Raw genomic sequence first — 25,746 nt, 5'->3', positions numbered from 1 at the left:
TAGCGCTCCCTTACTCGGCCGCGACGTTGGCGGCTTCGTACTTCTTGAGCATCTCGGCCATGTCCGCGAAGGTGAAGCTGTGCAGCTCGCGCCGGTCGGACGGCTGCGGCACGAAGGAGATGGTGAGGCCGGACGGCCGAACCTGACCAATGGCAAGGGACGCGCCGGCGAGCATGCGCATGCCTTCGTGCAGATAGGTGACGTCCGTAGCTGCATGCGTGCCGATGCCGACGACCACCGGAATGCCGTACCAGTTGGTCACGCGGTCGAAGTGGATGTGGCCCGAGAGGATGCCGAGCACGTTCTTGCCCTTGAGCATGTCACGCAGCTTGAGCGAATCGGCAATGGTGAGGCTTTCCCATTCGGTGTCCGGCCGATCCTCGTCGAGTGCGGGGGCATGGTGAACGGCGATCAGCTTGGGCAGGTCGGGGTGGGCGTTGAGTTCGGCCTCGAGCCATTCGAACTGCTCGGGCTCGATGGAGCCGCCGATCTTGCCCGGCGCGCTGGAATCGAGCGCGATCACATGAACGCCGTCAATCACCTGGGCGTGGAAGTAGGGGGCGGCGAGATTTTCGGTCTGGCCGAGCATGCCGGCATAAAAGCCCTCGCGCTTGTCATGATTGCCGAGCGCGAAAATTACCGGGATATCGAGCGCGGCTTCGGTGAGAATGGTCTTGAGGTTGCGGTAGCTGCCTTCATCGCCCTGATTGGTGAGGTCACCCGTCGCCACGATGAATTTGGGCTGTGGCACCAATGCTTTGACATCGGCCAGCAGCGCCTTGAGATTTGCAGTCGTATCGGAAAAAAGATGATCGTCGACGATATCGGGGTTCCCGATGTGCAGATCGGTAAGGTGAACGAAAGTGTAGGGTTCGGTCATGACGCTTGTCCTGCTGTTGATGCTGCGCTTCGAGGGCGTTGGTGCCCGGTCAACTCGGCGTTTTCAAAGACGGCTTGTGCCCGGTCGCGAACACAGCTACCTTACCAACATGACGGATGAATGAAGGTTCATTCAGTATGGACGCACCTGTGAATAAGCGGGATCGGATTCTCGATGCCGCCGCCGAACTGATCGTTGAAAACGGCCTGCAATGCTCGATGGCCGCCATTGCCGTACGGGCGGGGGTGGCGACAGGATCGCTCTACAACTACTTCCCCTCCAAGAAGGCGCTCGTCTTGGGCGTCTATGTGCGCGTGGGCGAAGAAATGGCGACGGCCATGATGGTCGAGCATCAAAACAGCGTCGATTTCGGCACGCGTGTCCGGCGTTATATTGCCGACTACATTGACTTCATTCTGGAAGGGCCGGAGAGGGCGCGGCTGTTTGAATACCTCGACAACTCCCCCGAACTCAGCCGTGCCGATATCGCTGCGACCTTTGCGGGTTTTCTCGATTATACGCGGGCATTGTTCGAGGGAGCACAAAAGGCTGGCGTAGTCCGCGAGGGGCAGTCTTACCTTCTTGCTAGTTTTGTGCGCGGGGCGATCCGCCACGCGATCAAGCGCCGGCGGCTTGACCCACGGCCGATCAGCCGAGCTGAAGTGGACCAGATCGCAGATATGTGCTGGCAGGCGGTGGCGCTCCGGGCGTGAGCGCCGCTTCTGGCTGGACAAAAGCCGCTACTAATGAGAACATAAAGAGAACATTGATGTCGGGGAGGCATTGCGATGTTCTCGCAGCAGGATTTGTTGGCGGCAAATGCACCGGTGCCGCGCTATTATTTCGCCTTGCGACCCACCGGGCAGGTGGCGAGGGCAGTCGAACGTTTGGCCGGCCAAATGAAGGGACGGTACGGCCTCGATGGTCGGATCTGTCACGCCGACCGGTTACATGTTTCGCTCTGCGCGGTAGGGTCAGGTCGGCGCCATCTTAAGGGCGACATGGACGCCGCAATTGCCGCCGGAGCTCTTGTGGTGGCCGAGGCTTTTGCGGTGCGCTTCGATACTATTTCGGTATTCAATGGGCCTTGCGTCGTGCTGCGCAGCCGCCAATCGTCGCCCGCAATATTGGCCCTGAGGAAAAGCGTGCAGCGCGCACTCATCAAGGTGGCGCTGCCGCCCGGGCAGTCAACAATTTGTCCGCATATGACCATCTTGCGGTCGGCCGAGCGGATTCGGGAAATCTCGCTGGAGGAGCCGATCCAGTGGGTTGTGCGCGATTTCGTGCTGGCGCAGTTGGGCAAAGGAAGGATTTTCGATATCGGTCATTGGCCGCTCCGCTCGAAAATCGGGGGCGAGTTGCACTAAACAAGTGCCTGCGCTTCCGCCCGCGTTGAACTGTGCGTCTTTTCCAGATCGAGCAGGTAACGCTTGGCCTCGAGGCCGCCGGCAAATCCGGTAAGGCTGCCATCGGCGCCAACAAGGCGATGGCACGGCACGATGATCGAGAGCGGATTGCGGCCATTGGCGGCGCCGACCGCACGGGCAGCGAAAGGCTTGCCCAGGGCCGCTGCCAATTCGCTATAGCTTTGTGTCTTGCCATAAGGAATGTCGAGCAGCGCGCGCCAGACGGCCTGCTGAAAGCGCGTTCCCGAAGAGGCGAGCGGCAGTTCGAACCGGGTGCGTTGTCCAGTAAAATATTGATCGAGCTGCTGCCGGGCCAAGTTCAGGATGGGGTGGTCGTTGACGGAACGGAGCGGCCCGAGCGGCACGCGGCGTGAATCGTCTTTCTCCCAAAGAATGGCGACCAACTCACCGGCGTTCGCGACGAGCGTGAGGACGCCAACAGGGGAAGTGATCGGTTTGCTGAATAAGGACATGCGGCGCTCCTTGGAATGCCGCCAGTATTGCATCGGCCATCAGAGCCCGCGACCCGGATTTGACGATCCGTCCGGCCAATGTAAACGGCCCCGCCAAGCGGGCGGGGCCGGGACAGAAGAATAGAGCGGCGAGCTAGCCGGTGGTGAACCGGCGCTCGCCGGTTCCGGTTTCCGTATTCACCCGCAGGTTGTTCTGCACATGAGAAACGCCGGAAATATCATCGACGATATCCTCGGCACGGCGCTTGTCCTGACGGCTGCTGACGGTGCCGCTCAAGGTCACCTCGCCGCCTGAAACCGAGACCTCGATATTGGAGGCATCAAGCGCCCAGTCGTCGGTCAACCGGTCATGGACGTCCTCGCTGATACGGTCATCAGATCGGGTGTAGCCCCGCGGACCGCGGCCGCGATGGTGATTTTCCCGATCCACACGCCGACGCCGTTCGGCGTCTTCATCACCCATCCAGGACTGGACCTCGTCACTTGCCTTGTCCCAGAACCCGCGATCCTCATCGCGGTGCCGTTCGGCGCGGAAGCGGTCCGCATACCCGCGATTGCCGCGATAACCGGGCTCCATGCCCTGCCTCCCGCGAGAACCGAAAAAGCCCCCGCCGGTGTAGTATCGTCCACCCATGCCGAGCGCGCCAGGCACACCGAAATTGCCGGTGTTGTACTGGCTGCCATAATCTGGACGACGATCGTAATAGCCGCCTTCGCGGTCGAAATCGTCGGCATAGGGATCGTAGCCTTGGCTTTCATAATCGGCGTCGTTCCGATCGCGCCAATCGCGCCGTTCCGCTCTCTGGCGGCGGTCGTATTCGCGTTCGGGGTTCCAGCGATCCTGTGCCATATTCCTCTCTCCATGATTGGGTTGGTGGCCCGCGCTTGTGTCGGACCGTCGAAAGGAAATCGGAAGGCGGCGAGCCCCGTTCCGCGATTTTGCCCAAGGTTAAACGAAGGGTCTCGCCTGGAGCGTTTCCAGCAAAAGTGGAACCTACTTTTGCGTTTTGGAAACGCGACAAACAACGGCTGCTCTAGTGTTTCAGCGTTTCCGCGACACGCTGAAACACTAGAGCAGCCAACGAAAGGCACGGCGAAGCTCGTTGGCGCCATCGGCCGGAAACCAGCGGCCGTGCGCAATAACGATGCGTTCCGGATTCCAACTGATCATCGTTTCGACAGCGTTCCGAAGGTCGGTTTTGTTGCGGCGATAAGTGAGGCGCATGTCGCGCGGCATCTGCCCATCCGGGGCCTGTACGCCTCCCAGCCTGGTCACCAGCCGCATGAGCGGATTGGAAAGCTTCTCGGGTTCGAAGTTTTCGATGAGGTCGGTCAGGATCAGAGTGCGTGACCTGCGGTGGAAGAACACGATCTCGGTCATGAAGTCGCCGCTGATCGGCAGAGTGGCGATCTCTGCATCCCAGGGAAAGCCGGAAGGGTTGGTGATTTCATTCGTGGGGAAGGTGATCCGCTTGCCCGCCTGTTCACGAATGCGCGGGGCGAGATAGACCTTTGCCTCCGGATAAGCCGTGTGCCATTCGGGCACCCACCAATAGTGGATCCGGTTAGGCCCGATGACATAGGCCGGAGCACCCTCCGCCTCGATCTCGGATTTGAGACCGGCGGAAAGCGGCGTTGGGGAGTGGATGAACAACGTTCCATCCGAAAGGCGCACCACCGTCATCCGGGTGGGAAAGCCCATCTTTGGCCACGGCATGCCGAACTCGATGATTGGGCCGTCGACGATCCAGATGTCCTGGGCAATCGGCTTCAAGGTGTCGAGCGGCGGATACGTGCGATGGTCATGCGTCATGGAGCCAGCATTAATGCGCGGATGCCGCTAGTGCCAGTGCCGTTCGGCCTGCCATTGCGTGTACCAGTCGTCAGCAAGAACAGCCCTACGGCGGCCATAGCGCATTTCCGTCAGCTCAGCTGAAGCGATCCGTTCGGTGCGGAAATGCCGAAACGCTTCGCGCAGGGTGCACCAGGCGGCGATGATCTGCTTGTTTTCATAAAAGGCGATCTGCACCGGCCAGATGTCACGCTCGGACGGATTGCCCTTTTCATCCTCATAGGCGATCCGCAGCGCTCTCTCGGCCCGCATCGCACGGCGCACCAGAGCCAGCAGGGGCAGGGGCTCGCGATCGCCCTCAACCCGGACGGGCCAGAGCCCTGTATCGGAAATCCGATCCCGCAGGTCCTCGGGCGAGGCGGTGGCGATCTTGGCCAATGCGTTGCGCGCTGCGTTCGAGAGTTCGACGTCGGGCTGCACTTCCACCCAGCGCGCGCCGAGCACCAGCGCTTCGAGCTCGTCGGCCGAAAACATCAGCGGCGGCAGGAAGAATCCTGGCCGTAGCATGTATCCTATGCCGGCCTCGCCCTCGATCGGTGCGCCGAGCCCGACCAGTGTTTGGATATCGCGATAGAGCGTGCGCACGGAAACGCCCTGATCGTCAGCCAATTGCGCCGCCGTTACGGGGCGTCGATGGCGTCGGAGCGCATCCATGATGGCAAACAGCCGCTCGGTCTTGTCCATTGTCTCAAATCCGCTGCGAATCCGGTCTTACGTGCGATTGCATTATAGGGACGGGACCACTATTGTCCGGCCACTTTTTTAAGACAGTCCGGATGCCGTAATGAGCGAAGATTCCTTCCTGCGCGAAGTCGAAGAAGAACTGCGCAGCGATAAGCTGAAAGCCTTCTGGAGGCGCTTTGCGCCCTTCATTATCGGCGCTGCCGTGCTGATCGTGCTGCTGGTTGCCGCCAACGAAATTTGGAAGTGGTGGAGTTCGAACACCGCCGCGACGGCGTCCGACCAGTATTACGCCGCTGCCGACCTTGCCGAGCAGGGCGATATTGAGGGGGCGCAGGCCGCCTTTGCCGAACTGCAGGCGAGTGGGCCTGCGGGCTACGCCACGCTGGCGCGCTTCCAGGAAGCGGCCCTGCTGGTTGAATCGGGCGATGTCGAGGGCGCCATTGCTGCGTATGACGCGCTGGCCGCGAGCCTTGACCAGCCTCGTCTGCGTGAGCTTGCCTATGTCTTTGCGGGATATCTAGCCGTCGATCACCTTGATGCCGCTGCCGTTGAGCAGCGCGTGGGTGGCCTCACCGGCGAAGATAACCCGATGCGCAACAGCGCGCGCGAGGCCTTGGGGCTCGCCCACTACAAGGCCGGAAACATCGAGGAGGCGCGCGCCAACTTCGAGGCGATTGCTGCCGATCCGGCTGCCGGGCAGGACATGCAGCTTCGCGCGTTCGTCTATCTCGAGCAACTTGCCTCCACAGGTGTCGATGTCAGCGAGGAACTCGTCGATGCTGCTGCCCCGGTCGAGGCTGCGCCCGAGGAAATCGTGATTCCCGCCGAGACGCCGAGCCTTGAAACGCTGGGTCAGCCGCTTGAATCCGATGCTGGGCAGGCCCAAACGGAATGACCGTTACCGTTGCCATTGTCGGCAGACCCAATGTAGGCAAATCCACGCTGTTCAACAGGCTGGTGGGCAGGAAGCTCGCTATTGTCGACGACACGCCTGGCGTGACGCGCGACAGGCGGGAGGGCGTGGGGCGGATCGGCGACCTCACCTTCACGCTTGTCGACACGGCTGGCTATGAAGATGCCAATGACGACAGCCTCGAAGCCCGCATGCGGCGCCAGACTGAGATGGCGATCGCCGAAGCCGATGTCATCCTGTTCATGATTGATGCGCGCGCCGGCATCACGCCGACCGACGAGCATTTCGCGCGATTGTTGCGCAAGGCGAACAAGGAAATCCACGTCATCGGCAACAAGGCCGAAGGCAGGGCCTCCGACGCAGGATTGATGGAGGCTTTTTCCCTCGGCTTTGGTGAGCCGGTGCCGCTTTCGGCCGAACACGGGCTTGGGCTCGCCGACCTTTATACCATCGTCTCCCAGGCAGTGGATCGCGCCGAAGAAGCCAAGGCAGCGGCCGAAGCCGACGAATTCGATTACGAGATGGTCCGCAAGCCCGAGGTCGACGTCGATGTCGATGAGGATGAAGGCGAGGATCAGGCAGGCGAAACCGCGCCCATGCGGTGGAATCCCAACCGCTACCTCAACGTCGCCATCGTAGGACGACCCAATGCGGGAAAATCGACGCTCATCAATCGCATGGTGGGCGAAGACCGGCTTTTGACAGGGCCGGAGGCGGGGATCACCCGCGATTCGATCATGGTGCCCTGGGAATGGGAAGGCCGCGTCATCAATCTCGTCGATACCGCCGGCATCCGGCGCAAGGCGCGCGTGCAGGGCAAGCTCGAAAAACTCTCGGTGGCCGACAGCCTGCGCTCGATCCAGTATGCCGAAGTGGTGGTGCTGCTGCTCGATGCGACCATTCCGTTCGAAAAGCAGGACTTGGCATTGGCCGACCTTGTTGAACGCGAAGGTCGGGCGATGGTGATCGCCGTCAACAAATGGGATCTGATCGAGGACAAGAACGCCAAAATCCTCGAACTGCGCGAGCAATGCGAGCGGCTTTTGCCGCAGCTTCGCGGTATTCCGCTCGTCACTATGTCGGGCTTGCAGGGTCGCAATATCGATAAATTGATGAAGGCGATCTTCGATATCGAGCGCGTCTGGAACGTCAAGATCCGCACTGCCAAGCTCAACCGCTGGCTCTCGGCCATGACCGAACACCACCCGCCTCCGGCGGTGTCGGGGCGGCGGCTCAAGCTCCGCTACATGACACAGGCCAAGACCCGGCCGCCGAGCTTCATCGTCTTCGCCTCGCGTCCCGACGCACTGCCCAAAGCCTATCAGCGCTATATCGTCAACGGCATCCGGCAGGACTTCAACCTGCCTGGAACGCCAATTCGGCTCTGGGTCCGTGGGGGCAAGAACCCCTATGTGGACGAGGACGGAAAGTAGACAACACAAAAGCCCGGCAACTGTGCCGGGCTTTGTCCAGGGCGCTTTGGTCTATCTAGAGCGGCTCCTCGCCCCTCAGTACATCCACCCGCATGCCGGTCTTGTCATATGCCGGCGAAACCAGATCGACGATCCTGGGCGCAACCTCATCGGGCGTCGGCAGCGTCAGCGGGTCCTCGCCGGGCATGGCTTTCGCCCGCATGGCGGTGCGGACCTGGCCGGGATAGAAGACGTTGACCTTGACTTCGGTGATGGCCATCTCGCCGGCATAGGCCTTGACCATGGCGTCGAGCGCGGCCTTCGAGGCGGCATAGAGGCCCCAATAGGGCTTGGCCGAAAGCGCCGCGCCCGAGGAGATGAACACCGCGCGGCCGGCATCGGATTGGCGCAGCAGAAGGTCGAGCGAACGGATCAGGCGGTAGTTGGCGCCGACATTGACGCCGAACACATTAGCGAAATCCTTGGGCTGGATGTGGGCGAGGGGGCTGAGTGTCCCCAAGGCCCCGGCATTGCCAATCAGCCCGTCGAGCTGGCCCCAGCGCTCGAAGATGGCGGCTCCCAGGCGGTCGATGGCTTCACCGTCCGTCAAATCCATGGGCACCAGCGTCGTGGCCGATCCCAATGCCTGGATCTCGTCGTCCAGATCTTCAAGGCCCCCCACCGTTCGCGCCACGGCGATGATGTGGGCGCCGCGGGCGGCGGCGTTCTTGGCGGCAGCATAACCTAGCCCCCGCGAAGCGCCGGTGACCAGCACGACGCGGCCGGCGAGGTCCTTGTTATAGGTCATTCTATACGGCTTCCCTCAGCATCGAGACCTGCTTGGGGTCGTTCTTGCTGCGACCTTCCAGATCGGTGAGCGGCGTGGGGTAGTCCCCCGTGAAGTAGTGATCGGTGAACTGCGGCGCCTGCGCGTTGCGCTTTTCCCCGCCTACCGCGAGATACAGCCCGTCGATCGACAGGAACTGAAGCGAATCCGCGCCGATATAGCGGCACATGTCTTCAAGCGTCGCATACTGGTTGGCCAGCAGCTTTTCAGGATCGGGCGTATCGATGCCGTAATAGTCCGAATGATAGATCATCGGACTGGCCACCCGGATGTGGACTTCCTTGGCGCCGGCGTCGCGGATCATCTGCACGATCTTGAGCGAAGTCGTCCCGCGCACGATGGAATCGTCGACCAGCACCACGCGCTTGCCCTCGATCACCGCGCGGTTGGCCGAATGCTTGAGCTTGACGCCCAGTGCGCGGATGGATTGGGTCGGCTCGATGAAGGTGCGGCCCACATAATGGTTGCGGATGATGCCGTATTCAAACGGAATGCCCGACTGCTGGGCATAACCGAGCGCGGCCGGCGTGCCGCCATCGGGGACGGGCACGATCACGTCGGCCTCGATCGGCGCTTCCTTGGCGAGATTGACGCCCATCGCCTTGCGCGCCGCATAGACCGAGCGGCCCGCAACCACGGAGTCGGGACGGGCGAAATAGACATATTCGAAAAGGCAAACCCGCTCGTGGCGCGCCTTGAACGGCTTGAAACTGTCGATGGTGATCGAGCCGTCCTTCTGGATCTCGCACACGATCACTTCGCCGTTTTCGACATCGCGAACGAACTTGGCGCCGATAATATCGAGCGCGCAGGTCTCGGACGCAAAAATCGGCTTACCATCGAGTTCCCCCAGCACCAGGGGGCGAATGCCATTGGGGTCGCGCGCGCCGATGAGCTTGGTGCGTGTCATGGCCACCATGGCATATGCGCCCTCGATGGCGCCGAGCGCATCGATGAAGCGGTCCGCAGAGCCCGAGCGCTGCGAGCGGGCGATCAGATGCAAAACGACCTCGGTGTCCGAGGTCGATTGGCAGATGGCCCCTTGAGCGATCAATCGTTTGCGCAGCGACAACCCGTTGGTGAGATTGCCGTTATGCGCGATGGCGATGCCGCCGACCTCGAGCTCGGCAAAAAGCGGCTGCACGTTGCGCAGCACGGTTTCGCCGGTGGTTGAATAGCGCACATGCCCCATGGCAATGTTGCCGGGCAGGCGGCCCAGGGTAGCGGCGTCGGTGAAGTGATCGCCCACCAGCCCCAGATGGCGCTCAGAACTGAAGCGCTTGCCGTCGAAGGTGACGATACCGGCCGCTTCCTGTCCGCGGTGCTGGAGGGCGTGCAGGCCTAGCGCAGTCAGAGCCGCAGCATCACCATGGCCCAAAATGCCGAACACGCCGCACTCCTCGCGCAGCGTGTCCCCATCCATATCCAGCGCCAATCCCGAAAGATGATCGCCTGTCGTCGCGTGGAGCGTGCTCAAATTAATCCACCATGATTGCGAAGACTAAGGAGCGGTTCGAAATAATGGGTTCTCGCCCGGTTCGGAAAAACCGCTCGTTCACCGGGGGCTTACGCTCCCGGCGTGGTCAAGTCAACACGACCGCAGGCCGCGTGCGGCGATATCACACTCCGTTGATCGTCGAAGGCGGTGCGGGCGTCGTCTGCTCGGGTGCCGGTTGCGGTTCGGTACTCTCTTCGTCGATGACCGGATCTTCGATCGGGCCACCGCCTTGGAGCAGGTCATTGACCTGTTCCTCGAGATTTTCCGGCAACAGCGAGATAAGGCCCTCGCCCAGCGAGCGCAAGGTCGGCAACGATTGGGCTTCGCCATACCACTGCAAATTGGGCGGGTTGGGACCGATCAGCCAGTCGGCGAAGATCACGACCACTACGGCGATCAGAATGCCGCGCAGCGCGCCGAAGACGAAGCCCAGGGTCCGGTCGAGCGGCCCGAGTTTGCTGTCGGTGATGAAGTCGCCGATCTTCATGGTGAGGAGATGCAGCACGATCAACGCCACGATGAAGCTGACCACCACCGTTGCGATATTGGCCCATAGCGGATCGGCAACGAATTCCTGCGCGATCTGTGGCTGATAGAAGAACATATAGGCGGCGAAGGCTGCTGCGCCGGCCCATGTGACCAGGGAAAGCACTTCGCGGGTCAATCCGCGCGCCGTCGCCAGTAGTGCGGAAATCAGAACGAGGATTCCGACGGCGATGTCGAAAGCGGTCAGCATGAGAATGGTTCTCCAGCAAGCCCTTTTAGAGTGCGATCAGGAAAAGTTGCAGACTTTTCCGGTTCGGTCGCACGACCGATCAATGACTTAGAGCGCTCACTCCGATTCCATCGGAGTGATCAAGCTCTAAGGCTCGTTTAGCCGCTAAATGTGTCAAAGCCAAGCGATTGCTTGGGATTAGGCCGTTTCACCCACAGGTTGCGCCGTGCCGCCGGCGGCGATCCGTCCCACCAGTTCGGCGAGGGCTGAGAACTCGTTGAGCGCGACGCCATCGGTACGGTCGGCCGCATTGAGCTTTGCGGTATGGACCGATCCGAACCCCAGCTTGGCGGCTTCGCGCACCCGTAGATTGGCGTGCACCACCGGCCTTACGCTGCCCGAAAGGCTCACCTCGCCAAAATAGACGGCATCAGCGGGAAGCGGAGAGTTGGTGAGCGAGGAGATAAGCGCGGCGGCTACGGCCAGATCGGCGGCAGGTTCGTTGACTTTGAGGCCGCCAGCGACGTTGAGATAGATGTCGTTGGCGCCAATCCGCACCCCGCAGCGGGTTTCGAGCACGGCGAGCACCATCGACAGCCGCGAGGAATCCCATCCTACGACGGCCCTGCGCGGCGTGCCGAGCGGGGAGGGGGCGACAAGGGCCTGGATTTCCACCAGTACCGGCCGCGTGCCTTCCACGCCGGCGAACACCGCCGAGCCGGCAGCGCCGGAATCGCGCTGGTCGAGGAACAGGGCGGAGGGGTTGGGCACCTCCCGCAGCCCCGAACCGACCATCTCGAACACGCCGATTTCGTCGGTGGCGCCATAGCGGTTCTTGACCCCGCGCAGGATCCGGTAGGTCAGCGACGTGTCGCCCTCGAAATAAAGGACGGCATCGACCATGTGCTCGACCACGCGCGGCCCGGCGATCTGCCCGTCCTTGGTGACGTGCCCCACCAGCACCACGGCCGAGCCCGATTTCTTGGCAAAGCGTGTCAGCGCCTGGGCGCTGGTGCGCACCTGCGTCACCGTTCCTGGCGCGCTGTCGATGCGCTCGGTCCAGCAGGTCTGGATGGAGTCGATGATGACCAGATCGGGCGCCTTGCCTTTTTCGATGGTGGCGAGGATCGTTTCGACATGGGTTTCGCTGGCCAGTTCCACCGGTGCATCGGCGACACCCAACCTTGTGGCACGCAAGCGGACCTGGGCGATGGCTTCTTCGCCAGAGATGTAGATCACCCGCTTGCCCTGCCGCGCCAGGGCTGCCGCCGCCTGCAGCAACAGGGTGGATTTGCCGATTCCCGGATCCCCGCCCACGAGAATTGCCGACCCCATGACGAAGCCGCCACCCAGCACGCGATCGAGTTCGCTGTTTCTGGTAACGATGCGGATGGCGTCTTCGCTCTCGCCAGAAAGCGAAACCAGGTCTACGGGGCGGCCCGATGAAACCGCGGCTTTTGGACCAGCCCCCACGCCCGAGGATGCGACTTCCTCGACAATCGAGTTCCATTCCCCGCATGCTTCGCAGCGTCCGGCCCAGCGCGGCGTGACATTGCCGCAGGACTGGCAGACATAGGTGGATTTGAGCTTGGCCAAGCCGCTTTATTCCCTGCTTTTGCGTTCTCGTTCAGTGGCGCGCTGCGCCAGATTCTGCAGCGTGTTCCAATTGCGCGCAGTGGCCGGACCGGACCGCTTCTCGATAATCCCCGGCAATCGCTGCGATTGACCTTCGGTATCGCCATGGTCGACGATCAGGTGATTGCCCTCGATGTGGATTGGTTCAGAACCATCATAGTCTTTGACCCAACCGAAATAGGGACGTGCGCGCGCCATGAAATAGATGCCGACCTGCCCGGGACGCTCGGTCGCCGCGTCGGGAAAGGGATTGGATTTGACCAGTCTCCGCAAGGTCGCCGGTTTGCGCACGAACACCTTGTTGCCAGCGCCGAGCCCGCAGCGCTTCACCACGGCATCCATACGTGCGGTCACCTCATGCAACGTACCGCCAGCCTCTACGATCATGTTTCCCGTGGCGACGTACGTTTCAGGTTTCAGAAAGCCTGCATCCTCGCTCGCGCCGCGCCAATCGGCCATGGACATCACCTTGTGCGTTGCCGGTCCGATGGCCCGCAGCAACACGACATATACGCCCATGACCAGCTCGCCTCCGGATCGTTCGCCGCAAAGCTAGCTCAACTCGGCCGCGACGTAAAGAACAAACAAGGAACAAATTAGTCGAGATCAACGCCGTCCGGGGCATTGACGTAGGAACGTGGGAAGCGGCCGTTGAGCGTGGTGAGAACTTCGTATCCGATGGTGCGGGCAGCCTCGGCTATATCGTCGATGCTGATGTTGGGGCCTAGGATCTCCACGGGATCGCCCGGTTGCACCAGCCCCTCGACGTCGGTGATGTCGATCGCCGTCATGTCCATCGAAACGCGCCCGAGCACCGGCACGATCGTGCCGTTGACGGCCACGCGGCCACCGACCTGCCCGCCGATCCCCGACAGCGAGCGGAAATATCCATCCGCATAGCCAAGGGCCATGATGGCGATCCGCGTGTCCCGGCGTAGCCGGTATGCCGCGCCATAGCCAACGGTTTCCCCGATCCGCGCCTCTTTGATCTGCAGAATGGGGACATGCATCGAGATCACCGGCGCCATGGGGTTGGGGCGTCCGTTGATGGCCCGTCCGCCATACATGGCGATACCGGGGCGCACGAGATGATAGTGGTAATCCTTGGATGTCATCACCGCTGCCGAATTGGCGATCGAAGCGGGAATGTCGGGGAAGGTGTTCAATAGGCCCTGAAAGAGCCCGTTCTGCTTGCGGGTCATCTCATGGCTGGGTTGATCGGCGCAGGCGAAGTGGCTCATGATCATTTGCGGCTCGAAACCGGATTGGTCCAGCTCGCGCTTGACCAGCTCGGCTTCCTTGATGCGAAAGCCGACGCGATTGAAGCCCGTATCGAAATGCAGCGCGGCCGGGACGGCCTTGCCGCGATTGAGGCAGAAATCGAGCCATTCGGTCAATTGGCTCATCGAGGCAAGCACCGGCATCAGGCCATGAGCGGCATAGTCCGCCGCAGCGCGGGGAACGAGCCCGTCGAGCACGAAGATGAAGGCATCCGGCACCGCCTGGCGCAGCATTACCCCTTCGTCCGGTGTCGCAACGAAGAAGAACCGGGCACCTGCCTTGTAGAGCGCGCGGCCGACCGCCTTCGCGCCGGTGCCATAGGCGTCGGCTTTCAGGACCGCACCGGTCAGCGACTTGCCCGATACCGTATCGAGCGCCTTCCAGTTGCGAACGATCGCTTCGAGGTCGATGGTAATCCCGCCACCGAGGATTGTCGTTGAGCTGGTCATATCCGTCCGCCGATTCCCCTTCGCGTCCTTGAGCTAGCGCGGATTCACGTCTCGCGGCAAGGCGTGGGAACCTCTATTCCATGCGGGTCGGAAGATAGTCCTCGCGTGCCAGATCCGAGAAGCGGGTGAGGTTGGCCTGGAACTGGAGCTGCACGGTGCCCGTGGGGCCGTGGCGCTGCTTGGCGATGATCACTTCGGCCTTGCCATGCACCTTTTCCATCTCGGCCTGCCATTCGAGATGTTCCTGCGTGCCCTGCTTGGGCTCCTTGTTGCCCAGATAGTATTCGTCGCGATAGACGAACAGCACCACGTCAGCGTCCTGCTCGATCGAGCCCGATTCGCGAAGATCGGCGAGCTGCGGACGTTTGTCCTCGCGGTTTTCCACCTGACGGGAGAGCTGGGAAAGCGCGATGATGGGAACCTCGAGTTCCTTGGCCAGCGCTTTGAGGCCGGTGGTGATTTCCGTCAGCTCTTGTACGCGGTTTTCACCTGCCTTTTTGGAGCCGGAAAGAAGCTGGAGGTAGTCGACGATCAGCAGGTCCAGCCCCTTCTGGCGCTTCAATCGCCGGGCGCGGGCTGCGAGCTGGGCGATGGAGATGCCGCCCGTGTCATCGATATAGAGAGGCACTTGCGCCATGATGTTCGATGTATCGACCAGTTTGGTGTACTGGCTCTCGTGGATATTGCCGCGCCGGATGTCGGAAGAGGAGATCTCGGCTTGTTCGGCAAGAACACGCGTAGCGAGCTGCTCGGCGCTCATTTCGAGCGAGAAAAAGCCGACCACGCCGCCATTGACGGTCTTCATGTGGCCGTCCGGCATGGGTTCCGCCTTATAGGCCTTGGCGACCGAAAATGCGATATTGGTGGCCAGCGATGTCTTGCCCATGGCGGGACGGGCGGCGAGGATGATCAAGTCCGAGCGCTGCAGCCCGCCCATGAGGCGGTCGAGATCGGTCAGCCCCGTTGCGGTGCCCGAAAGCGAGCCATCGCGGCTGTAAGCCTCGCCCGCCATGTTGATCGCTTCGGCAAGCGCCTGGTTGAAGCCCTGGAAACCGCCGTCGTAGCGGCCTTTTTCGGCCAGATCGAATAGCGACTTTTCAGCTTCTTCGATCTGCTTTTGCGCCGAGGTGTCGACATCGGCACTATAGGCGCGGTCGTTCATTTCCTCGGAGATGAGGATGATGTTGCGCCGGATGGCGAGGTCGTAGATCGCCTGCCCGTAGTCGCCGGCGTTGAGCACCGTCGTCGCCTCTGCCGCCAGGCGCGCCAAATATTGCGCCATGGTGACGCCCTCGAGGAGGTCGTCCGGCAGGTAGGTCTTGACGGTAACCGGCGTCGCGGTCTTGCCGGCGCGGATGATCTTGCCGCAGACCTCATAAATCTCGCGGTGGATCGGCTCGTAAAAGTGGATCGGCTCGAGAAAGTCCGAGACGCGATAGAACGCTTCGTTGTTGACGAGAATCGCGCCCAGCAGGGCCTGCTCCGCCTCGATGTTGTGCGGGGCCGTTTTGTACTGGGGCTCGGAATCGGAGGGGACAGGCGTCAGCCGCCTCACAGCTTCCATGACGATCTCGTGAACTGGGGTAGGGGTCCTTCTTACCCCACATGAGACACGGTGCAACGGTGTTTTTGCATTTCCGTCCCCTCCCGCCTCTCATTCACAGCCCCAAAATACATGGTGGCTAATTGCGGGGAAAACTTTGCCCTGCCTCGACAAAGAGAAAGGGCCGAGCCCAAAGGCCCGGCCCTTTCTGATTCTGCTTAGGGAAAACGCTTACGCGTCGGCTTGGCGCTCTTCCTCGGTAGCGGATTCGGCAGCTTCGCCCTGCTGGGAAGCTTCGTAGTCCTCGTCGTCCATATCGGCGAGAGAGACGAACTCTTCTTCTTCGTCGTTATAGTCCTTGCGGGCCAGATCTTCGCCATTGGCCTGGCGTTCGGCTTCGTCGGCCGAGCGAGCCACATTGACGGTGATGCTCACGGCAACTTCGGCGTGCAGGTTGAGTGCAACCGAGTGCAGACCCACGGTCTTGATCGGCGCGCCCAGGTCCACTTGGTTGCGTTCGACCTTTTCGCCGTCGGCGACGAGCGCGTCCGCGATGTCGCGGGCCGAGACCGAGCCGTAGAGCTGGCCGGTTTCACCAGCCTGACGCACCATGACGATGGTCTTGCCGTCGAGGTCGGAAGCGATCTTTTCCGCGTCCGAACGGCGCTCGGCGTTGCGGGCTTCGATCACCTGGCGCTCGGCTTCGAACTTGGAGCGGTTGGCGTCAGAGGCGCGAAGCGCCTTGCCCTGCGGCAGCAGGAAGTTGCGGGCGAACCCGTCTTTAACAGTGACTTCGTCGCCGATGGTGCCCAGACGGCCCACGCGCTCGAGAAGGATGACTTTCATTTCATTTCTCCAATGCTGTCCCGCTCATGGCGAGCGGTTAGAAAGCCGGGACCATTCCCGGCCTCCAACGACCCCGAGGGGTTATTTCACCGCGTAGGGCAGAAGGCCCAGGAAGCGGGCGCGCTTGATGGCGCGGGCGAGCTCGCGCTGCTTCTTGGCCGAAACGGCCGTGATGCGCGAAGGAACGATCTTGCCGCGTTCGGAAACATAGCGCTGCAGCAGGCGGACATCCTTGTAGTCGATGACCGGTGCATTGGCGCCCGAGAACGGGCAGGTCTTGCGGCGGCGCTGGAAGGGGCGGCGGGCCTGCGAAGTGGTAAGGTCACGAATAGCCATATCTTATCACTCCTTAGAAACGGCGCGGGCCACGGGGACGGTCGCCACCCGGGCGGTCGTCGCGGTCGCGCTTCTGCATCATCACCGACGGACCTTCTTCATGCTTGTCCACGCGGATGGTCATGAAGCGGAGCACGTCTTCGTTGATGCGCATCTGGCGCTCCATCTCGGCGACGGCGGCAGCCGGAGCTTCGATGTTCATGAGCGTGTAGTGCGCCTTACGGTTCTTGTTGATGCGGTAAGAGAGCGACTTGACGCCCCAGTACTCGCTGTTGGCAACCTTGCCGCCGTTTTCGGTGAGCAGGTCGGTATAGGTCTTGGTCAGGTCTTCGACCTGCTGCGCGGAGACGTCCTGCCGCGACAGAAAGATGTGTTCGTAAAGGGGCATAAAGTGCCTTTCTTGAGAACTTGCTTCAGATAGCATCGCCGGCGCGGAGCCTCTTTGCAGCCAATGGAAAGGCGACAAAGGTTCTACTAAAGAGCGGGAACACGGGAGGCCGGATCATCCATCTACCGATCCATTGTTCTTGGCGAACAGGCGCAAGGAACAACCCTCCGTTCAGCCCCCGGCCAAACGAATGCAGCGCGTCTCTATAGCGGAATGGCTTCGATTGCAAGGTTTATCCTGGGCCTCGGACGCCGGCAACTTGAGGCAACTATGAAGGACGCTGCGGACGCTTCGCACAGAAATAACGCCGCCCGTACGCCGCTCGCCTTGACTTGGCCCGGTTTTGCGGGCACCTCGCCGGCCAATTCAAACCAACATGCGCGAGAGGAACCATGACCCAACCGGCATTTACCTTTCCCGGGCAGGGCAGTCAGGCCGTCGGTATGGGCCGGGACCTTGCCGCCGCTTTTCCCGAGGCGCGCGCTGTCTTCGAGGAGGTCGACGACGCGCTGGGCGCAGGGCTTTCGAAGATCATGTTCGAAGGTCCCGACGACGCGCTGCGTCTCACGAAAAACGCCCAGCCCGCCTTGATGGCTGCCTCAATCGCCGTGATCCGAGTGCTCGAATCCAGGGGCGTTTCAGTTGCCGAAGAGGCCAGCTACGTCGCCGGTCACTCCCTCGGCGAATATTCCGCACTCTGCGCCGCCGGCACCTTCTCGCTGGCCGATACGGCGCGGCTGCTGCAGATTCGCGGGCGCGCCATGCAGCAGGCCGTGCCCGTCGGGCAGGGGGCGATGGCCGCGATTCTCGGGCTTGAGATGGATGCGGTCAAGGAAATTGCCGCTACTGCGGCCCAGGGTGCGGTTTGTGATGTCGCCAATGACAATTCGCCCGGCCAGGTGGTGATTTCCGGCGAGGTTGCAGCGATCGAACGCGCCATGGAACTGGCCAGGGAGCGCGGCGCCAAACGGGCGCTGCCGCTGCCGGTCAGCGCGCCGTTTCACTGCGCGCTCATGGCGCCGGCCGCTGAAGCCATGCAGACCGCGCTGGCCGAGGTCGAGATGAAAGCCCCGGTTGTTCCGGTCGTTTCCAACGTGCTGGCCGCGCCCATCACCGACCCGGACGAAATCCGTCGGCGTCTGGTGGAACAGGTGACTGGCATGGTGCGCTGGACGGAATCGGTTTCCTGGCTCACCGGCGCTGGTGGCGTGACCGAGCTTTACGAACTCGGGACCGGTAAGGTACTGACGGGGCTGGCCAAGCGCATCAACAAGGATGTCTCGGCACAGTCCGTCGGAACGGCCGACGATATCGAAGCCTTTCTCGCCGCGCGCGGCTGAGCACGATCAAAGGAGAGCGGACGATGTTCGATCTTTCGGGAAAACGCGCACTGGTGACCGGCGCAAGCGGCGGCATCGGATCGGCGATTGCCAAGGCGCTCGCCACTCAGGGTGCTGAAGTTGCGTTGAGCGGCACGCGTGTCGGCGCGCTTGAGGATGTGGCCAAGGACATCATCGGCAAGAATCACATCCTGCCGTGCAACCTCGCCGACCCCGATTCGGTCGAACGCCTGGTGCCCCAGGCCGAGGAGGCGATGGGCGGTATCGATATCCTCGTCAACAATGCCGGCATGACCCGCGATAATCTCTTCATGCGCATGAAGGACGAGGAGTGGGACGATGTTCTCTCGATCAATCTGACCGCGCCGTTCCGCCTCACCCGCGCCGCCGTCAAGGGCATGATGAAGCGCCGCTTTGGCCGCATCATCTCGATCACCTCGGTCGTGGGCGTCGTTGGCAATCCGGGGCAGGGCAACTATGCCGCCTCTAAGGCGGGGCTGGCCGGCATGTCGAAGGCGCTTGCCTATGAGGTTGCGAGCCGGGGCGTTACCGTCAATACCATCGCTCCGGGCTTTATTGCCTCGGCAATGACCGACGAGCTCAACGACAAGCAGCAGGAAACCATTCTCGCCAAGGTGCCGGCCGGTCGTCTCGGGACCGCCGAGGAGGTTGCGGCATGCGCTGTATTCCTTGCCAGCGAAGGGGCTGCGTACATCACCGGCCATACCCTCAATGTCAACGGCGGCATGGTGATGATCTGACCGCCGAAAGGGCTTGCGTCCGATTGCTTTGACGATATGGTCATCCTCGAGAAAGTGTGATAGTTGCGCCGGCACGTTGTGGCCGGGAGCTTGATACGAAGGCGATTGAAAGCCCCGGAAATTCCCGCCGCTGCGCAATAAGGGAGCCAATAGGCAATTCCATCCTGCCCAGGGGCAGAGCGTTAAACAACGAACTCTTTAAGTCTGCAAAAAGGAAGACACTATGAGCGACATCGAAGATCGCGTCCGTAAGATCGTCGTGGAGCACCTGAACGTCGAAGCCGACAAGGTCACCGAAAAGGCCAGCTTCATGGATGATCTGGGAGCGGATTCGCTCGATCAGGTCGAACTCGTGATGGCCTTCGAAGAAGAATTCGGCGTGGAAATCCCCGACGACGCCGCTGAGTCGATCCAGACCTTCGGTGACGCCGTCGCCTTCCTCTCCAAGGCCACTGCGTAACCACCGATCGGTTCGCACATGGAAATGCGTCGCGTCGTCGTCACCGGTCTCGGAATCGTCAGCCCTCTGGGCGTCGGTCACGAGACCGTCTGGTCCAATATTCTTGCGTCCAAGAGCGGCGCGCAACGCGTTACCGATTTCGAGGTCGGCGATCTGGCTTGCCAGATCGCCTGCCGCATCCCGCTGGGCGATACCGCCGAGGGCAAGTTCAATCCCGATGATTGGATGGAGCCCAAGGAACAGCGCAAGGTCGATCCGTTCATCGTCTTTGCCATGGCTGCCTCGACCCAGGCGCTCCAGGATGCCGGCTACAAGGCGGAAACGCTCGAGCAGCAGGAACGCACCGGCGTTCTGATCGGTTCGGGCATTGGCGGCATCGGCGGCATCTACGATGCCTCCATCACGCTGGCCGAAAAAGGCCCGCGCCGCATCAGCCCCTTCTTTATTCCCGGGCGTCTGATCAATCTCGCGTCCGGTTACGTCTCTATCGAACACGGGCTCAAGGGCCCCAATCATTCGGTGGTGACGGCTTGCTCGACCGGGGCGCACGCCATTGGCGATGCCGCCCGGCTTATCATGCTCGGCGATGCCGACGTGATGGTTGCCGGCGGGGCCGAATCGCCGGTCAATCGCCTCTCCCTGGCCGGATTTGCCGCCTGCCGTGCGCTGTCCACCGGCTTCAACGAGGCCCCGGAAAAAGCCTCTCGTCCTTATGACAAGGACCGCGACGGGTTCGTCATGGGCGAGGGCGCCGGTGTCGTGGTGCTCGAGGAATATGAGCACGCCAAGGCACGTGGCGCCAAGATCTATGGCGAAGTGATCGGCTATGGGCTTTCGGGTGATGCCCATCACATCACCGCTCCCGCCGACGACGGCAATGGCGGTTTCCGCTCCATGTCGGCGGCCATCAAGCGCGCCGGCATCCAGCCATCCGACATCGACTACATCAATGCCCATGGCACATCCACGCCCTTGGGCGATGAAATCGAACTGGGCGCGGTGACACGCCTGTTGGGCGATGCGGCCTCGGACGTGGTGATGAGCTCGACCAAATCGGCGGTCGGTCATCTGCTTGGTGCCGCCGGCGCGGTGGAGGCGATCTTCTCGCTGCTAGCCATGCGTGACAGCGTTGCCCCGCCCACCATCAACCTCGACAACCCCTCCGTCGAGACGGTGATCAACCTCGCTCCGCACAAGCCGGTGCAAAAGGAAATCAACGTTGCGCTGTCCAACTCCTTCGGCTTTGGCGGCACGAACGCGTCTCTCATATTCCGCAAGGTGGCATAGGGGCCGGCTGCGGCCCTTTTGGCTCTTGTTTTTGCCGGATTTCTTGCACCATATGGCCGTGTGACATCAGGGATTCCCCGCTCACGCGACAATTCCACAAGATGACGGGCAGCTCAGCCCGCGACCTACGGGACGGAAATCGACCGCATGGCCGAACGCAAGAAAAAAAACCGCCGCCGTTCCCAGAACGGGTTCTTCGAAGCCCTGAATGGGTTGCTCACCCTGGTTCTTCTCGCTCTGCTTGGCGTCGCCGGCGTTGCCGTCTACGGTGCCACGGTGTTCAATGCGGACGGGCCGATCAACGAGGACCGCAGCTTCGTTGTCGAGCCGGGCAACGTTCTGGCCACGGTTGCCCAGCGGCTCGAGGAGCAGGGGTTCATCTCCAACGCCGATGTTTTCAACTACGGCTCGCGCCTCTTGCGCCGCGGTGACGATCTGCGAGCCGGCGAATTCAACATCGCGGCCAATTCCTCGATGTTCGATATTATACGTGAATTGACGGAGGGAACGCCCATCCAGCACCAGGTTGTGGTGCCCGAGGGCTTCACGTCATGGCAAGTGGTCGAGCGCGTCAACGCCGATCCTGACTTGACCGGCAATATCGAAGTTCTTCCGCCCGAGGGTAGCCTGCTTCCAGGAGCCTATTCCTATCAGCGCGGAGATACGCGCCAATCGATCATCGATTCGATGACCACCGCGATGGACGAAGCGTTGGCCGAGATTTGGGAAGGGCGTGACCCGGACCTGCCGATCGAAACCCCGGCCGAACTGGTAACCCTCGCCTCGATCGTCGAACGTGAAACCGGGCTTGCAGAGGAACGCCCGCGCGTGGCTGGCGTCTTCGTCAACCGGCTGAATGTTGGCATGCGGCTGCAGTCTGATCCGACCATCATTTACGGCATCACCCTCGGCCAGGGCTCGCTTGGACGCGGTCTGCGCCGCTCCGAGATCGAGCAGGTGACGCCATACAACACCTATCAGATCGATGGACTTCCCCCCGGACCCATCGCCAATCCGGGGATCGAGTCCCTGCGCGCTGTCGCCAATCCGGAAGAGCATGATTATCTCTACTTCGTCGCTGCCGGCGCCGTGCCGACCGACGGGCACGTCTTCGCGGAAAACTATTCGGACCATCAGGTGAACGTCGCCGCCTATCGCGAGATCGAGCGCGCCGCTGCTGAAGCTGCGGCCGAGGCGGAAGCGCAGGCGGCCATGGACGAGATCGCCGCCGAGGAAGCCGCCGAAGCCGGCGACGAAACCGCCGAGGATGAGGCTGCGCCCGAAGAGGGCGAAACCGTGCCCACCGAAGGGCAGTAGTTCGGTGAGTGAGCCGCTCGCCAGCATGACCGGCTTTGGGCGCGCAAGCGCGCAAAGCGACAACTACCTCGTTCTTGTCGAGATCAAATCGGTCAATGGCCGGGGTCTCGACGTCCGCTCGCGCCTTACCCCCGGTTTCGACGTGCTTGAGGCTGACATACGGCGGCTGATATCGGAACGCGTGGCGCGGGGCTCGGTCTCGGTTTTCCTCAACGTCCAACGCCTCGCCGCCGAGGACGAACTGGTCGTCAACGAGCGCGCCCTGAACCGCGTCCTCGCGGTCATCGAATCGCTGAGCAAGCGGCTCGACGCCCGCAAACCGTCGATCGAGACCATCCTGGCGCTCAAGGGCGTGATGGAAGCCAAAGAGCCCGAACTCGGGCCGGACGAAGAGGCGCGGTTGCATGCCGCCATCCTCGATTGCGTTCGGGCCGCTGTCGGCATGCTCTCCGATGCACGTTGCGCCGAAGGGGAGCGCATCGGGGCCATTCTCGCCCAACGTATCGAGGAAATCTCCACCCTCGCCGATGCCGCCCGCGCGCATCCGGCCCGCTCGCGCGAGGTCATTCTGGCCCGCCTGCGCGAGCAGATCGCCGCATTGATCGATGCCGACAACAGCCTGAGCGAAGACCGCCTCCACCAGGAAGCGGCGCTGCTCGCGACCAAGGCCGATATCGCCGAAGAACTCGATCGCTTCACGGCTCACGTCACCGCGGCCCGCGAGTTGTTGCGCAAGGGCGGCCCGGTGGGGCGCAAGCTCGATTTCCTGAGCCAGGAATTCAACCGCGAAGCCAATACACTGTGCTCCAAGAGCAATGATGTGAGCCTGACCGCCATCGGTCTTGACCTCAAGGCGGCGATCGATCAGTTACGAGAGCAGGTTCAAAACCTCGAATAGTCGGCGTAGCCGTCATAAGCCGGGCAGGGCAGGGACAGGATCAATGATGGATTTTACGCGACGCGGCGTCATGCTGGTCATCGCTTCGCCGTCGGGGGCTGGGAAATCCTCGATCTCGCGAGCCCTGTTCGCCCAGGATCCCAACATCCGCCTTTCGGTCTCGGTGACGACCCGCGCGCGCCGCACTGACGAAATCGACGGAACGCACTATCACTTCATCGATGTCCCGACCTTCGAGAAGATGCGCGACAATGACGATCTGCTCGAATGGGCCGAAGTGCACGGCAACTACTACGGCACGCCCCGTTCCAAGGTCGAGGAGCGCCTTTCGACCGGCAAGGACATCCTGTTCGACATCGACTATCAGGGCACGCTCCAGCTCTATGAAAAATGCCGTGGCGATATGGTCACCGTCTTCATCCTGCCCCCCTCGATCGCAGAGCTGCGCGCCCGGCTGGAGCGCAGGGCGCAGGATAGCATCGGCACCATCGAGAAGCGCTTGCGCAATGCGCGCATCGAGATGGAGCACTATTCGGAATACGACTACGTGCTGGTCAATGAGGATCTGGAGCAGTCCGTCCAGATGGTGCGCTCAATCCTCGCCAGCGCCCGCCTGCATCGTTCGCGCCAGACGACCCTCGACAGTTTCGTTCAGGAGCTCAAGGGTCAGATAGACGCCCTCGCCTAGAGCGTACGCAACCGCGCCACTTCCCGAGCCAGCGTCACATAGGTAGCGACGGGCAAATTCTCCGCCCGCTCGTCGCCCTGGAGATCCGCCGCCGCGAAGAGGGTATCGAGCGGCACCGACAACCCCTTGAGGCTCTGCCGGATCATCTTCCGCCGCTGGCCGAAAGCGTGGCGCGTCACTTCCTCCAGCGCCCGCACAGGCACATCGGCTTCCACGGCCTTTGGCACCAGATGAACCACCGACGAGGTCACCTTCGGCGGCGGCGTAAACGCATTGCGGTCGAGATTCATGGCGATCCGGGCTTCCGTACGCCAGCCCGCCAACACCCCCAGCCGGCCATAGGCCTTGTCGCCAGCCCGCGCAACGATGCGTTCCGCCACCTCGCGCTGGAACATCAGCGTCAGGCTCTCGAACCACGCCGGCCACGGTTCCGCCGACAGCCAGCCGGTCAGCAGCGGCGTGGCGATGTTGTAGGGCAGGTTGGCGACGATCTTGGTTCGGCCATCGGCCAGCGCACGGTAATCGATCTCGAGCGCATCGGCGGACACCACTTCGAGCCGTCCCGGATAAGCCGAAGATATCTGCGCCAGCGCCGGCAGCGTCCGCTCGTCCCGTTCGATGGCGATCACCCGCCTGGCTCCTGCAGCCAGCAATGCCCGCGTCAGCCCGCCCGGTCCAGGCCCGACCTCGATCACCGTGACATCGGTAAGCTCGCCTGCGCTGCGGGCGATCCGCGCCGTGAGGTTGAGATCGAGCAGAAAATTCTGACCCAGCTCCTTTTTCGCGCGCAGCCCATGTTCCGCGATCACCTCGCGCAGCGGAGGCAGGTCATCGATCTGGCTCATGAAATGGCGTCCGCCAGCCGGATTGCAGCCAGCATCGAATTGGCCGAGGCGCGGCCCGTGCCGGCCAGCGAAAACGCGGTGCCGTGATCGGGCGAGGTTCGCACGATCGGCAGGCCGAGCGTGACGTTCACCCCGGCATCGAACGCGATCGTCTTTATGGGGATCAGCGCCTGATCGTGATACATGGCCACGACGCAATCGTAATTGCGCCAGTGCGGGGGATAGAAAAGCGTATCGGCCGAAAGCGGACCGAAAACGTCGATGCCCTCGGTGCGAAGCCTGGCCAGAGCCGGCACGATGATATCGAGCTCCTCGCTTCCGATCCGTCCCTCTTCCCCGGCGTGAGGATTGAGGCCGGCAACCCCGATCCGCGGCGCGGCAATCCCGAAGCGGCTTGCAAGGTCACGCGCGATCACGCGGATCGTTGCCGTTATCAACTCGGGCGTGATCTGGCCTGGCACATCGGCCAACGGGATATGAATGGTCAGCGGCACCGCGCGCAGATCGTCATGGGCCAGCATCATCACCGGCAGCGGTATTTCGCCATCCTCGGCGCAAAGAGCTGCCAGAAACTCGGTATGGCCGGGATATTCGAACCCAGCGCCATAGAGCGCGGCCTTGTGGATGGGCGCAGTCACCAGCCCTCGGAAAACGCCCGCCTGGATCGCCTCGACCGCCTGCGCGATAGCGCTCACCACCACCGGCGCGGTGTTGGGATCGGGCACCCCCGGCGTATCGGCAACGTCGCCCTCGATGGTAATCACAGGAAGCGCGCGCTCATATGTCTCCTCTGCCGCTTCGGGCGCCACCGTCGCCACGTCCAGGTCCAGGCCCAATCGAGCGGCTCGGGCGGCGAGGAACTCGGCATGCCCGTAAACGGCAAAGACCGGCAGCCCGAGGGACTGCCGGTCAGCATAAAGCCTGAGGATCAAATCGGGGCCAATGCCCGCCGGCTCGCCCATGGTCAATGCAAGCGGCGGCACTGCCCTGCC

General features: G+C 62.2%; 28 protein-coding genes. 11 read left to right on the top strand and 17 right to left on the bottom strand.

Annotated elements, in window-relative coordinates:
• Window positions 1-10 precede the first annotated feature (10 nt).
• Window positions 11-880 (bottom strand): metallophosphoesterase, encoded by an 870-nt coding sequence (locus NO934_RS01410; RefSeq protein WP_309161790.1) that lies wholly within the window; start codon window positions 878-880, stop codon window positions 11-13.
• Window positions 881-1,029: 149 nt separating this feature from the next.
• Between NO934_RS01410 and NO934_RS01405 the strand changes: the two genes are divergently transcribed.
• Both NO934_RS01405 and NO934_RS01400 read left to right on the top strand, forming a co-directional pair.
• Window positions 1,030-1,593 carry a TetR/AcrR family transcriptional regulator gene (locus tag NO934_RS01405; RefSeq protein WP_309161788.1) on the top strand — a complete coding sequence of 188 codons (564 nt, stop codon included), beginning with the start codon at window positions 1,030-1,032 and terminating at the stop codon, window positions 1,591-1,593.
• A 75-nt stretch (window positions 1,594-1,668) separates the two neighbouring features.
• Complete coding sequence (locus tag NO934_RS01400) at window positions 1,669-2,247, top strand: 2'-5' RNA ligase family protein (protein WP_309161787.1); 579 nt, start codon at window positions 1,669-1,671, stop codon at window positions 2,245-2,247.
• On the opposite strand, the gene NO934_RS01395 is transcribed toward NO934_RS01400, so the two are convergent.
• The 4 genes from NO934_RS01395 to NO934_RS01380 all read right to left on the bottom strand — a co-directional run bounded on the left by NO934_RS01395 (window position 2,244) and on the right by NO934_RS01380 (window position 5,295).
• Window positions 2,244-2,759, bottom strand: a complete 516-nt coding sequence (locus NO934_RS01395) for a methylated-DNA--[protein]-cysteine S-methyltransferase (protein ID WP_309161786.1) — start codon at window positions 2,757-2,759, stop codon at window positions 2,244-2,246. The two genes, NO934_RS01400 and NO934_RS01395, sit on opposite strands and share 4 nt — an antisense overlap.
• A 133-nt stretch (window positions 2,760-2,892) precedes the next feature.
• Window positions 2,893-3,609 (bottom strand): BON domain-containing protein, encoded by a 717-nt coding sequence (locus NO934_RS01390; RefSeq protein ID WP_309161785.1) that lies wholly within the window; start codon window positions 3,607-3,609, stop codon window positions 2,893-2,895.
• Between the two features lie 219 nt (window positions 3,610-3,828).
• Entirely contained in the window at window positions 3,829-4,572 is a 744-nt protein-coding gene (locus NO934_RS01385; protein WP_309161784.1) for a DUF4336 domain-containing protein, read from the bottom strand.
• A gap of 27 nt (window positions 4,573-4,599) precedes the next feature.
• Window positions 4,600-5,295, bottom strand: a complete 696-nt coding sequence (locus NO934_RS01380) for a YafY family protein (protein WP_309161781.1) — start codon at window positions 5,293-5,295, stop codon at window positions 4,600-4,602.
• Window positions 5,296-5,395: 100 nt separating this feature from the next.
• On the opposite strand from NO934_RS01380, the gene NO934_RS01375 reads away from it, so the two are divergent.
• Entirely contained in the window at window positions 5,396-6,190 is a 795-nt protein-coding gene (locus tag NO934_RS01375) for a tetratricopeptide repeat protein (protein ID WP_309161778.1), read from the top strand.
• A complete protein-coding gene (der, locus tag NO934_RS01370; RefSeq protein WP_309161777.1) occupies window positions 6,187-7,641 on the top strand; it encodes a ribosome biogenesis GTPase Der in 1,455 nt (484 codons plus the stop codon). Before NO934_RS01375 ends, der begins: the two co-directional genes overlap by 4 nt.
• Window positions 7,642-7,696: 55 nt before the next feature.
• Here the strand turns inward: der and NO934_RS01365 are convergent, their stop codons facing one another.
• From NO934_RS01365 to rpsF, 10 genes are all read right to left on the bottom strand, one after another.
• On the bottom strand, window positions 7,697-8,428 hold the full coding sequence (locus NO934_RS01365) for an SDR family NAD(P)-dependent oxidoreductase (RefSeq protein ID WP_309161774.1): 732 nt from the start codon (window positions 8,426-8,428) through the stop codon (window positions 7,697-7,699).
• 1 nt (window position 8,429) lies between these two features.
• Window positions 8,430-9,890, bottom strand: coding sequence for an amidophosphoribosyltransferase (gene purF / locus NO934_RS01360; RefSeq protein WP_309163781.1), 1,461 nt, complete (start codon window positions 9,888-9,890; stop codon window positions 8,430-8,432).
• Between the two features lie 196 nt (window positions 9,891-10,086).
• Window positions 10,087-10,701 (bottom strand): CvpA family protein, encoded by a 615-nt coding sequence (locus NO934_RS01355; RefSeq protein ID WP_309161772.1) that lies wholly within the window; start codon window positions 10,699-10,701, stop codon window positions 10,087-10,089.
• A 177-nt stretch (window positions 10,702-10,878) separates the two neighbouring features.
• Window positions 10,879-12,276, bottom strand: a complete 1,398-nt coding sequence (gene radA, locus NO934_RS01350) for a DNA repair protein RadA (RefSeq protein WP_309161771.1) — start codon at window positions 12,274-12,276, stop codon at window positions 10,879-10,881.
• A gap of 6 nt (window positions 12,277-12,282) precedes the next feature.
• Window positions 12,283-12,834: a DUF1697 domain-containing protein gene (locus NO934_RS01345; protein ID WP_309161767.1), complete on the bottom strand. Its 552-nt coding sequence runs from the start codon at window positions 12,832-12,834 to the stop codon at window positions 12,283-12,285.
• A gap of 77 nt (window positions 12,835-12,911) precedes the next feature.
• Window positions 12,912-14,045, bottom strand: coding sequence for an alanine racemase (gene alr, locus NO934_RS01340; protein ID WP_309161764.1), 1,134 nt, complete (start codon window positions 14,043-14,045; stop codon window positions 12,912-12,914).
• A gap of 73 nt (window positions 14,046-14,118) precedes the next feature.
• Complete coding sequence (locus NO934_RS01335; RefSeq protein WP_309161763.1) at window positions 14,119-15,609, bottom strand: replicative DNA helicase; 1,491 nt, start codon at window positions 15,607-15,609, stop codon at window positions 14,119-14,121.
• A 210-nt stretch (window positions 15,610-15,819) separates the two neighbouring features.
• Entirely contained in the window at window positions 15,820-16,434 is a 615-nt protein-coding gene (rplI, locus tag NO934_RS01330; RefSeq protein WP_309161762.1) for a 50S ribosomal protein L9, read from the bottom strand.
• Window positions 16,435-16,515: 81 nt separating this feature from the next.
• Complete coding sequence (gene rpsR, locus NO934_RS01325) at window positions 16,516-16,770, bottom strand: 30S ribosomal protein S18 (RefSeq protein WP_375142857.1); 255 nt, start codon at window positions 16,768-16,770, stop codon at window positions 16,516-16,518.
• A 13-nt stretch (window positions 16,771-16,783) separates the two neighbouring features.
• The gene (rpsF, locus tag NO934_RS01320; RefSeq protein ID WP_309161761.1) at window positions 16,784-17,158 is read right to left on the bottom strand and encodes a 30S ribosomal protein S6; all 375 of its coding nucleotides are present in this window, start codon (window positions 17,156-17,158) and stop codon (window positions 16,784-16,786) included.
• A 392-nt stretch (window positions 17,159-17,550) separates the two neighbouring features.
• On the opposite strand from rpsF, the gene fabD reads away from it, so the two are divergent.
• The 7 genes from fabD (at window position 17,551) to gmk (ending at window position 23,909) form a co-directional block, all read left to right on the top strand.
• The gene (gene fabD / locus NO934_RS01315; protein WP_309161759.1) at window positions 17,551-18,498 is read left to right on the top strand and encodes an ACP S-malonyltransferase; all 948 of its coding nucleotides are present in this window, start codon (window positions 17,551-17,553) and stop codon (window positions 18,496-18,498) included.
• 23 nt (window positions 18,499-18,521) lie between these two features.
• Window positions 18,522-19,259, top strand: coding sequence for a 3-oxoacyl-[acyl-carrier-protein] reductase (gene fabG, locus NO934_RS01310; RefSeq protein ID WP_309161757.1), 738 nt, complete (start codon window positions 18,522-18,524; stop codon window positions 19,257-19,259).
• 223 nt (window positions 19,260-19,482) lie between these two features.
• Window positions 19,483-19,719: an acyl carrier protein gene (locus NO934_RS01305; RefSeq protein ID WP_309161756.1), complete on the top strand. Its 237-nt coding sequence runs from the start codon at window positions 19,483-19,485 to the stop codon at window positions 19,717-19,719.
• 24 nt (window positions 19,720-19,743) lie between these two features.
• Window positions 19,744-21,006 (top strand): beta-ketoacyl-ACP synthase II, encoded by a 1,263-nt coding sequence (fabF, locus tag NO934_RS01300; protein WP_309163779.1) that lies wholly within the window; start codon window positions 19,744-19,746, stop codon window positions 21,004-21,006.
• 147 nt (window positions 21,007-21,153) lie between these two features.
• On the top strand, window positions 21,154-22,323 hold the full coding sequence (gene mltG, locus NO934_RS01295) for an endolytic transglycosylase MltG (RefSeq protein ID WP_309161755.1): 1,170 nt from the start codon (window positions 21,154-21,156) through the stop codon (window positions 22,321-22,323).
• A 4-nt stretch (window positions 22,324-22,327) separates the two neighbouring features.
• Complete coding sequence (locus NO934_RS01290; protein ID WP_309161754.1) at window positions 22,328-23,221, top strand: YicC/YloC family endoribonuclease; 894 nt, start codon at window positions 22,328-22,330, stop codon at window positions 23,219-23,221.
• 43 nt (window positions 23,222-23,264) lie between these two features.
• Complete coding sequence (gene gmk / locus NO934_RS01285; RefSeq protein WP_309161753.1) at window positions 23,265-23,909, top strand: guanylate kinase; 645 nt, start codon at window positions 23,265-23,267, stop codon at window positions 23,907-23,909.
• Here the strand turns inward: gmk and rsmA are convergent.
• Both rsmA and pdxA read right to left on the bottom strand, forming a co-directional pair.
• The gene (gene rsmA, locus NO934_RS01280) at window positions 23,906-24,754 is read right to left on the bottom strand and encodes a 16S rRNA (adenine(1518)-N(6)/adenine(1519)-N(6))-dimethyltransferase RsmA (protein ID WP_309161752.1); all 849 of its coding nucleotides are present in this window, start codon (window positions 24,752-24,754) and stop codon (window positions 23,906-23,908) included. The genes gmk and rsmA overlap by 4 nt on opposite strands.
• Window positions 24,751-25,737 carry a 4-hydroxythreonine-4-phosphate dehydrogenase PdxA gene (gene pdxA, locus NO934_RS01275; RefSeq protein WP_309161750.1) on the bottom strand — a complete coding sequence of 329 codons (987 nt, stop codon included), beginning with the start codon at window positions 25,735-25,737 and terminating at the stop codon, window positions 24,751-24,753. The genes rsmA and pdxA overlap by 4 nt, the downstream gene beginning before the upstream one ends.
• Between the last annotated feature and the right edge of the window lie 9 nt (window positions 25,738-25,746).

This window comes from Pelagibacterium sp. H642 (assembly GCF_031202855.1).
In the GTDB taxonomy this organism is placed as follows: domain Bacteria; phylum Pseudomonadota; class Alphaproteobacteria; order Rhizobiales; family Devosiaceae; genus Pelagibacterium.
The sequence above is the reverse complement of the archived record's forward strand: the minus strand, read 5'-3'. Positions and strand labels throughout refer to the sequence as shown.

Coding starts and splice junctions, on each gene's coding strand:
- alr (WP_309161764.1), bottom strand. CDS start 14,045: ATGACCAGCTCAACGACAATCCTCGGTGGCGGGATTACCATCGACCTC.
- NO934_RS01375 (WP_309161778.1), top strand. CDS start 5,396: ATGAGCGAAGATTCCTTCCTGCGCGAAGTCGAAGAAGAACTGCGCAGC.
- fabD (WP_309161759.1), top strand. CDS start 17,551: ATGACCCAACCGGCATTTACCTTTCCCGGGCAGGGCAGTCAGGCCGTC.
- NO934_RS01385 (WP_309161784.1), bottom strand. CDS start 4,572: ATGACGCATGACCATCGCACGTATCCGCCGCTCGACACCTTGAAGCCG.
- NO934_RS01335 (WP_309161763.1), bottom strand. CDS start 15,609: ATGGAAGCTGTGAGGCGGCTGACGCCTGTCCCCTCCGATTCCGAGCCC.
- NO934_RS01305 (WP_309161756.1), top strand. CDS start 19,483: ATGAGCGACATCGAAGATCGCGTCCGTAAGATCGTCGTGGAGCACCTG.
- rpsF (WP_309161761.1), bottom strand. CDS start 17,158: ATGCCCCTTTACGAACACATCTTTCTGTCGCGGCAGGACGTCTCCGCG.
- rsmA (WP_309161752.1), bottom strand. CDS start 24,754: ATGAGCCAGATCGATGACCTGCCTCCGCTGCGCGAGGTGATCGCGGAA.
- der (WP_309161777.1), top strand. CDS start 6,187: ATGACCGTTACCGTTGCCATTGTCGGCAGACCCAATGTAGGCAAATCC.
- fabG (WP_309161757.1), top strand. CDS start 18,522: ATGTTCGATCTTTCGGGAAAACGCGCACTGGTGACCGGCGCAAGCGGC.
- NO934_RS01345 (WP_309161767.1), bottom strand. CDS start 12,834: ATGGGCGTATATGTCGTGTTGCTGCGGGCCATCGGACCGGCAACGCAC.
- purF (WP_309163781.1), bottom strand. CDS start 9,890: ATGGATGGGGACACGCTGCGCGAGGAGTGCGGCGTGTTCGGCATTTTG.
- NO934_RS01390 (WP_309161785.1), bottom strand. CDS start 3,609: ATGGCACAGGATCGCTGGAACCCCGAACGCGAATACGACCGCCGCCAG.
- NO934_RS01410 (WP_309161790.1), bottom strand. CDS start 880: ATGACCGAACCCTACACTTTCGTTCACCTTACCGATCTGCACATCGGG.
- rplI (WP_309161762.1), bottom strand. CDS start 16,434: ATGAAAGTCATCCTTCTCGAGCGCGTGGGCCGTCTGGGCACCATCGGC.
- mltG (WP_309161755.1), top strand. CDS start 21,154: ATGGCCGAACGCAAGAAAAAAAACCGCCGCCGTTCCCAGAACGGGTTC.
- rpsR (WP_375142857.1), bottom strand. CDS start 16,770: ATGGCTATTCGTGACCTTACCACTTCGCAGGCCCGCCGCCCCTTCCAG.
- NO934_RS01400 (WP_309161787.1), top strand. CDS start 1,669: ATGTTCTCGCAGCAGGATTTGTTGGCGGCAAATGCACCGGTGCCGCGC.
- NO934_RS01380 (WP_309161781.1), bottom strand. CDS start 5,295: ATGGACAAGACCGAGCGGCTGTTTGCCATCATGGATGCGCTCCGACGC.
- NO934_RS01365 (WP_309161774.1), bottom strand. CDS start 8,428: ATGACCTATAACAAGGACCTCGCCGGCCGCGTCGTGCTGGTCACCGGC.
- NO934_RS01355 (WP_309161772.1), bottom strand. CDS start 10,701: ATGCTGACCGCTTTCGACATCGCCGTCGGAATCCTCGTTCTGATTTCC.
- fabF (WP_309163779.1), top strand. CDS start 19,744: ATGCGTCGCGTCGTCGTCACCGGTCTCGGAATCGTCAGCCCTCTGGGC.
- gmk (WP_309161753.1), top strand. CDS start 23,265: ATGATGGATTTTACGCGACGCGGCGTCATGCTGGTCATCGCTTCGCCG.
- NO934_RS01395 (WP_309161786.1), bottom strand. CDS start 2,759: ATGTCCTTATTCAGCAAACCGATCACTTCCCCTGTTGGCGTCCTCACG.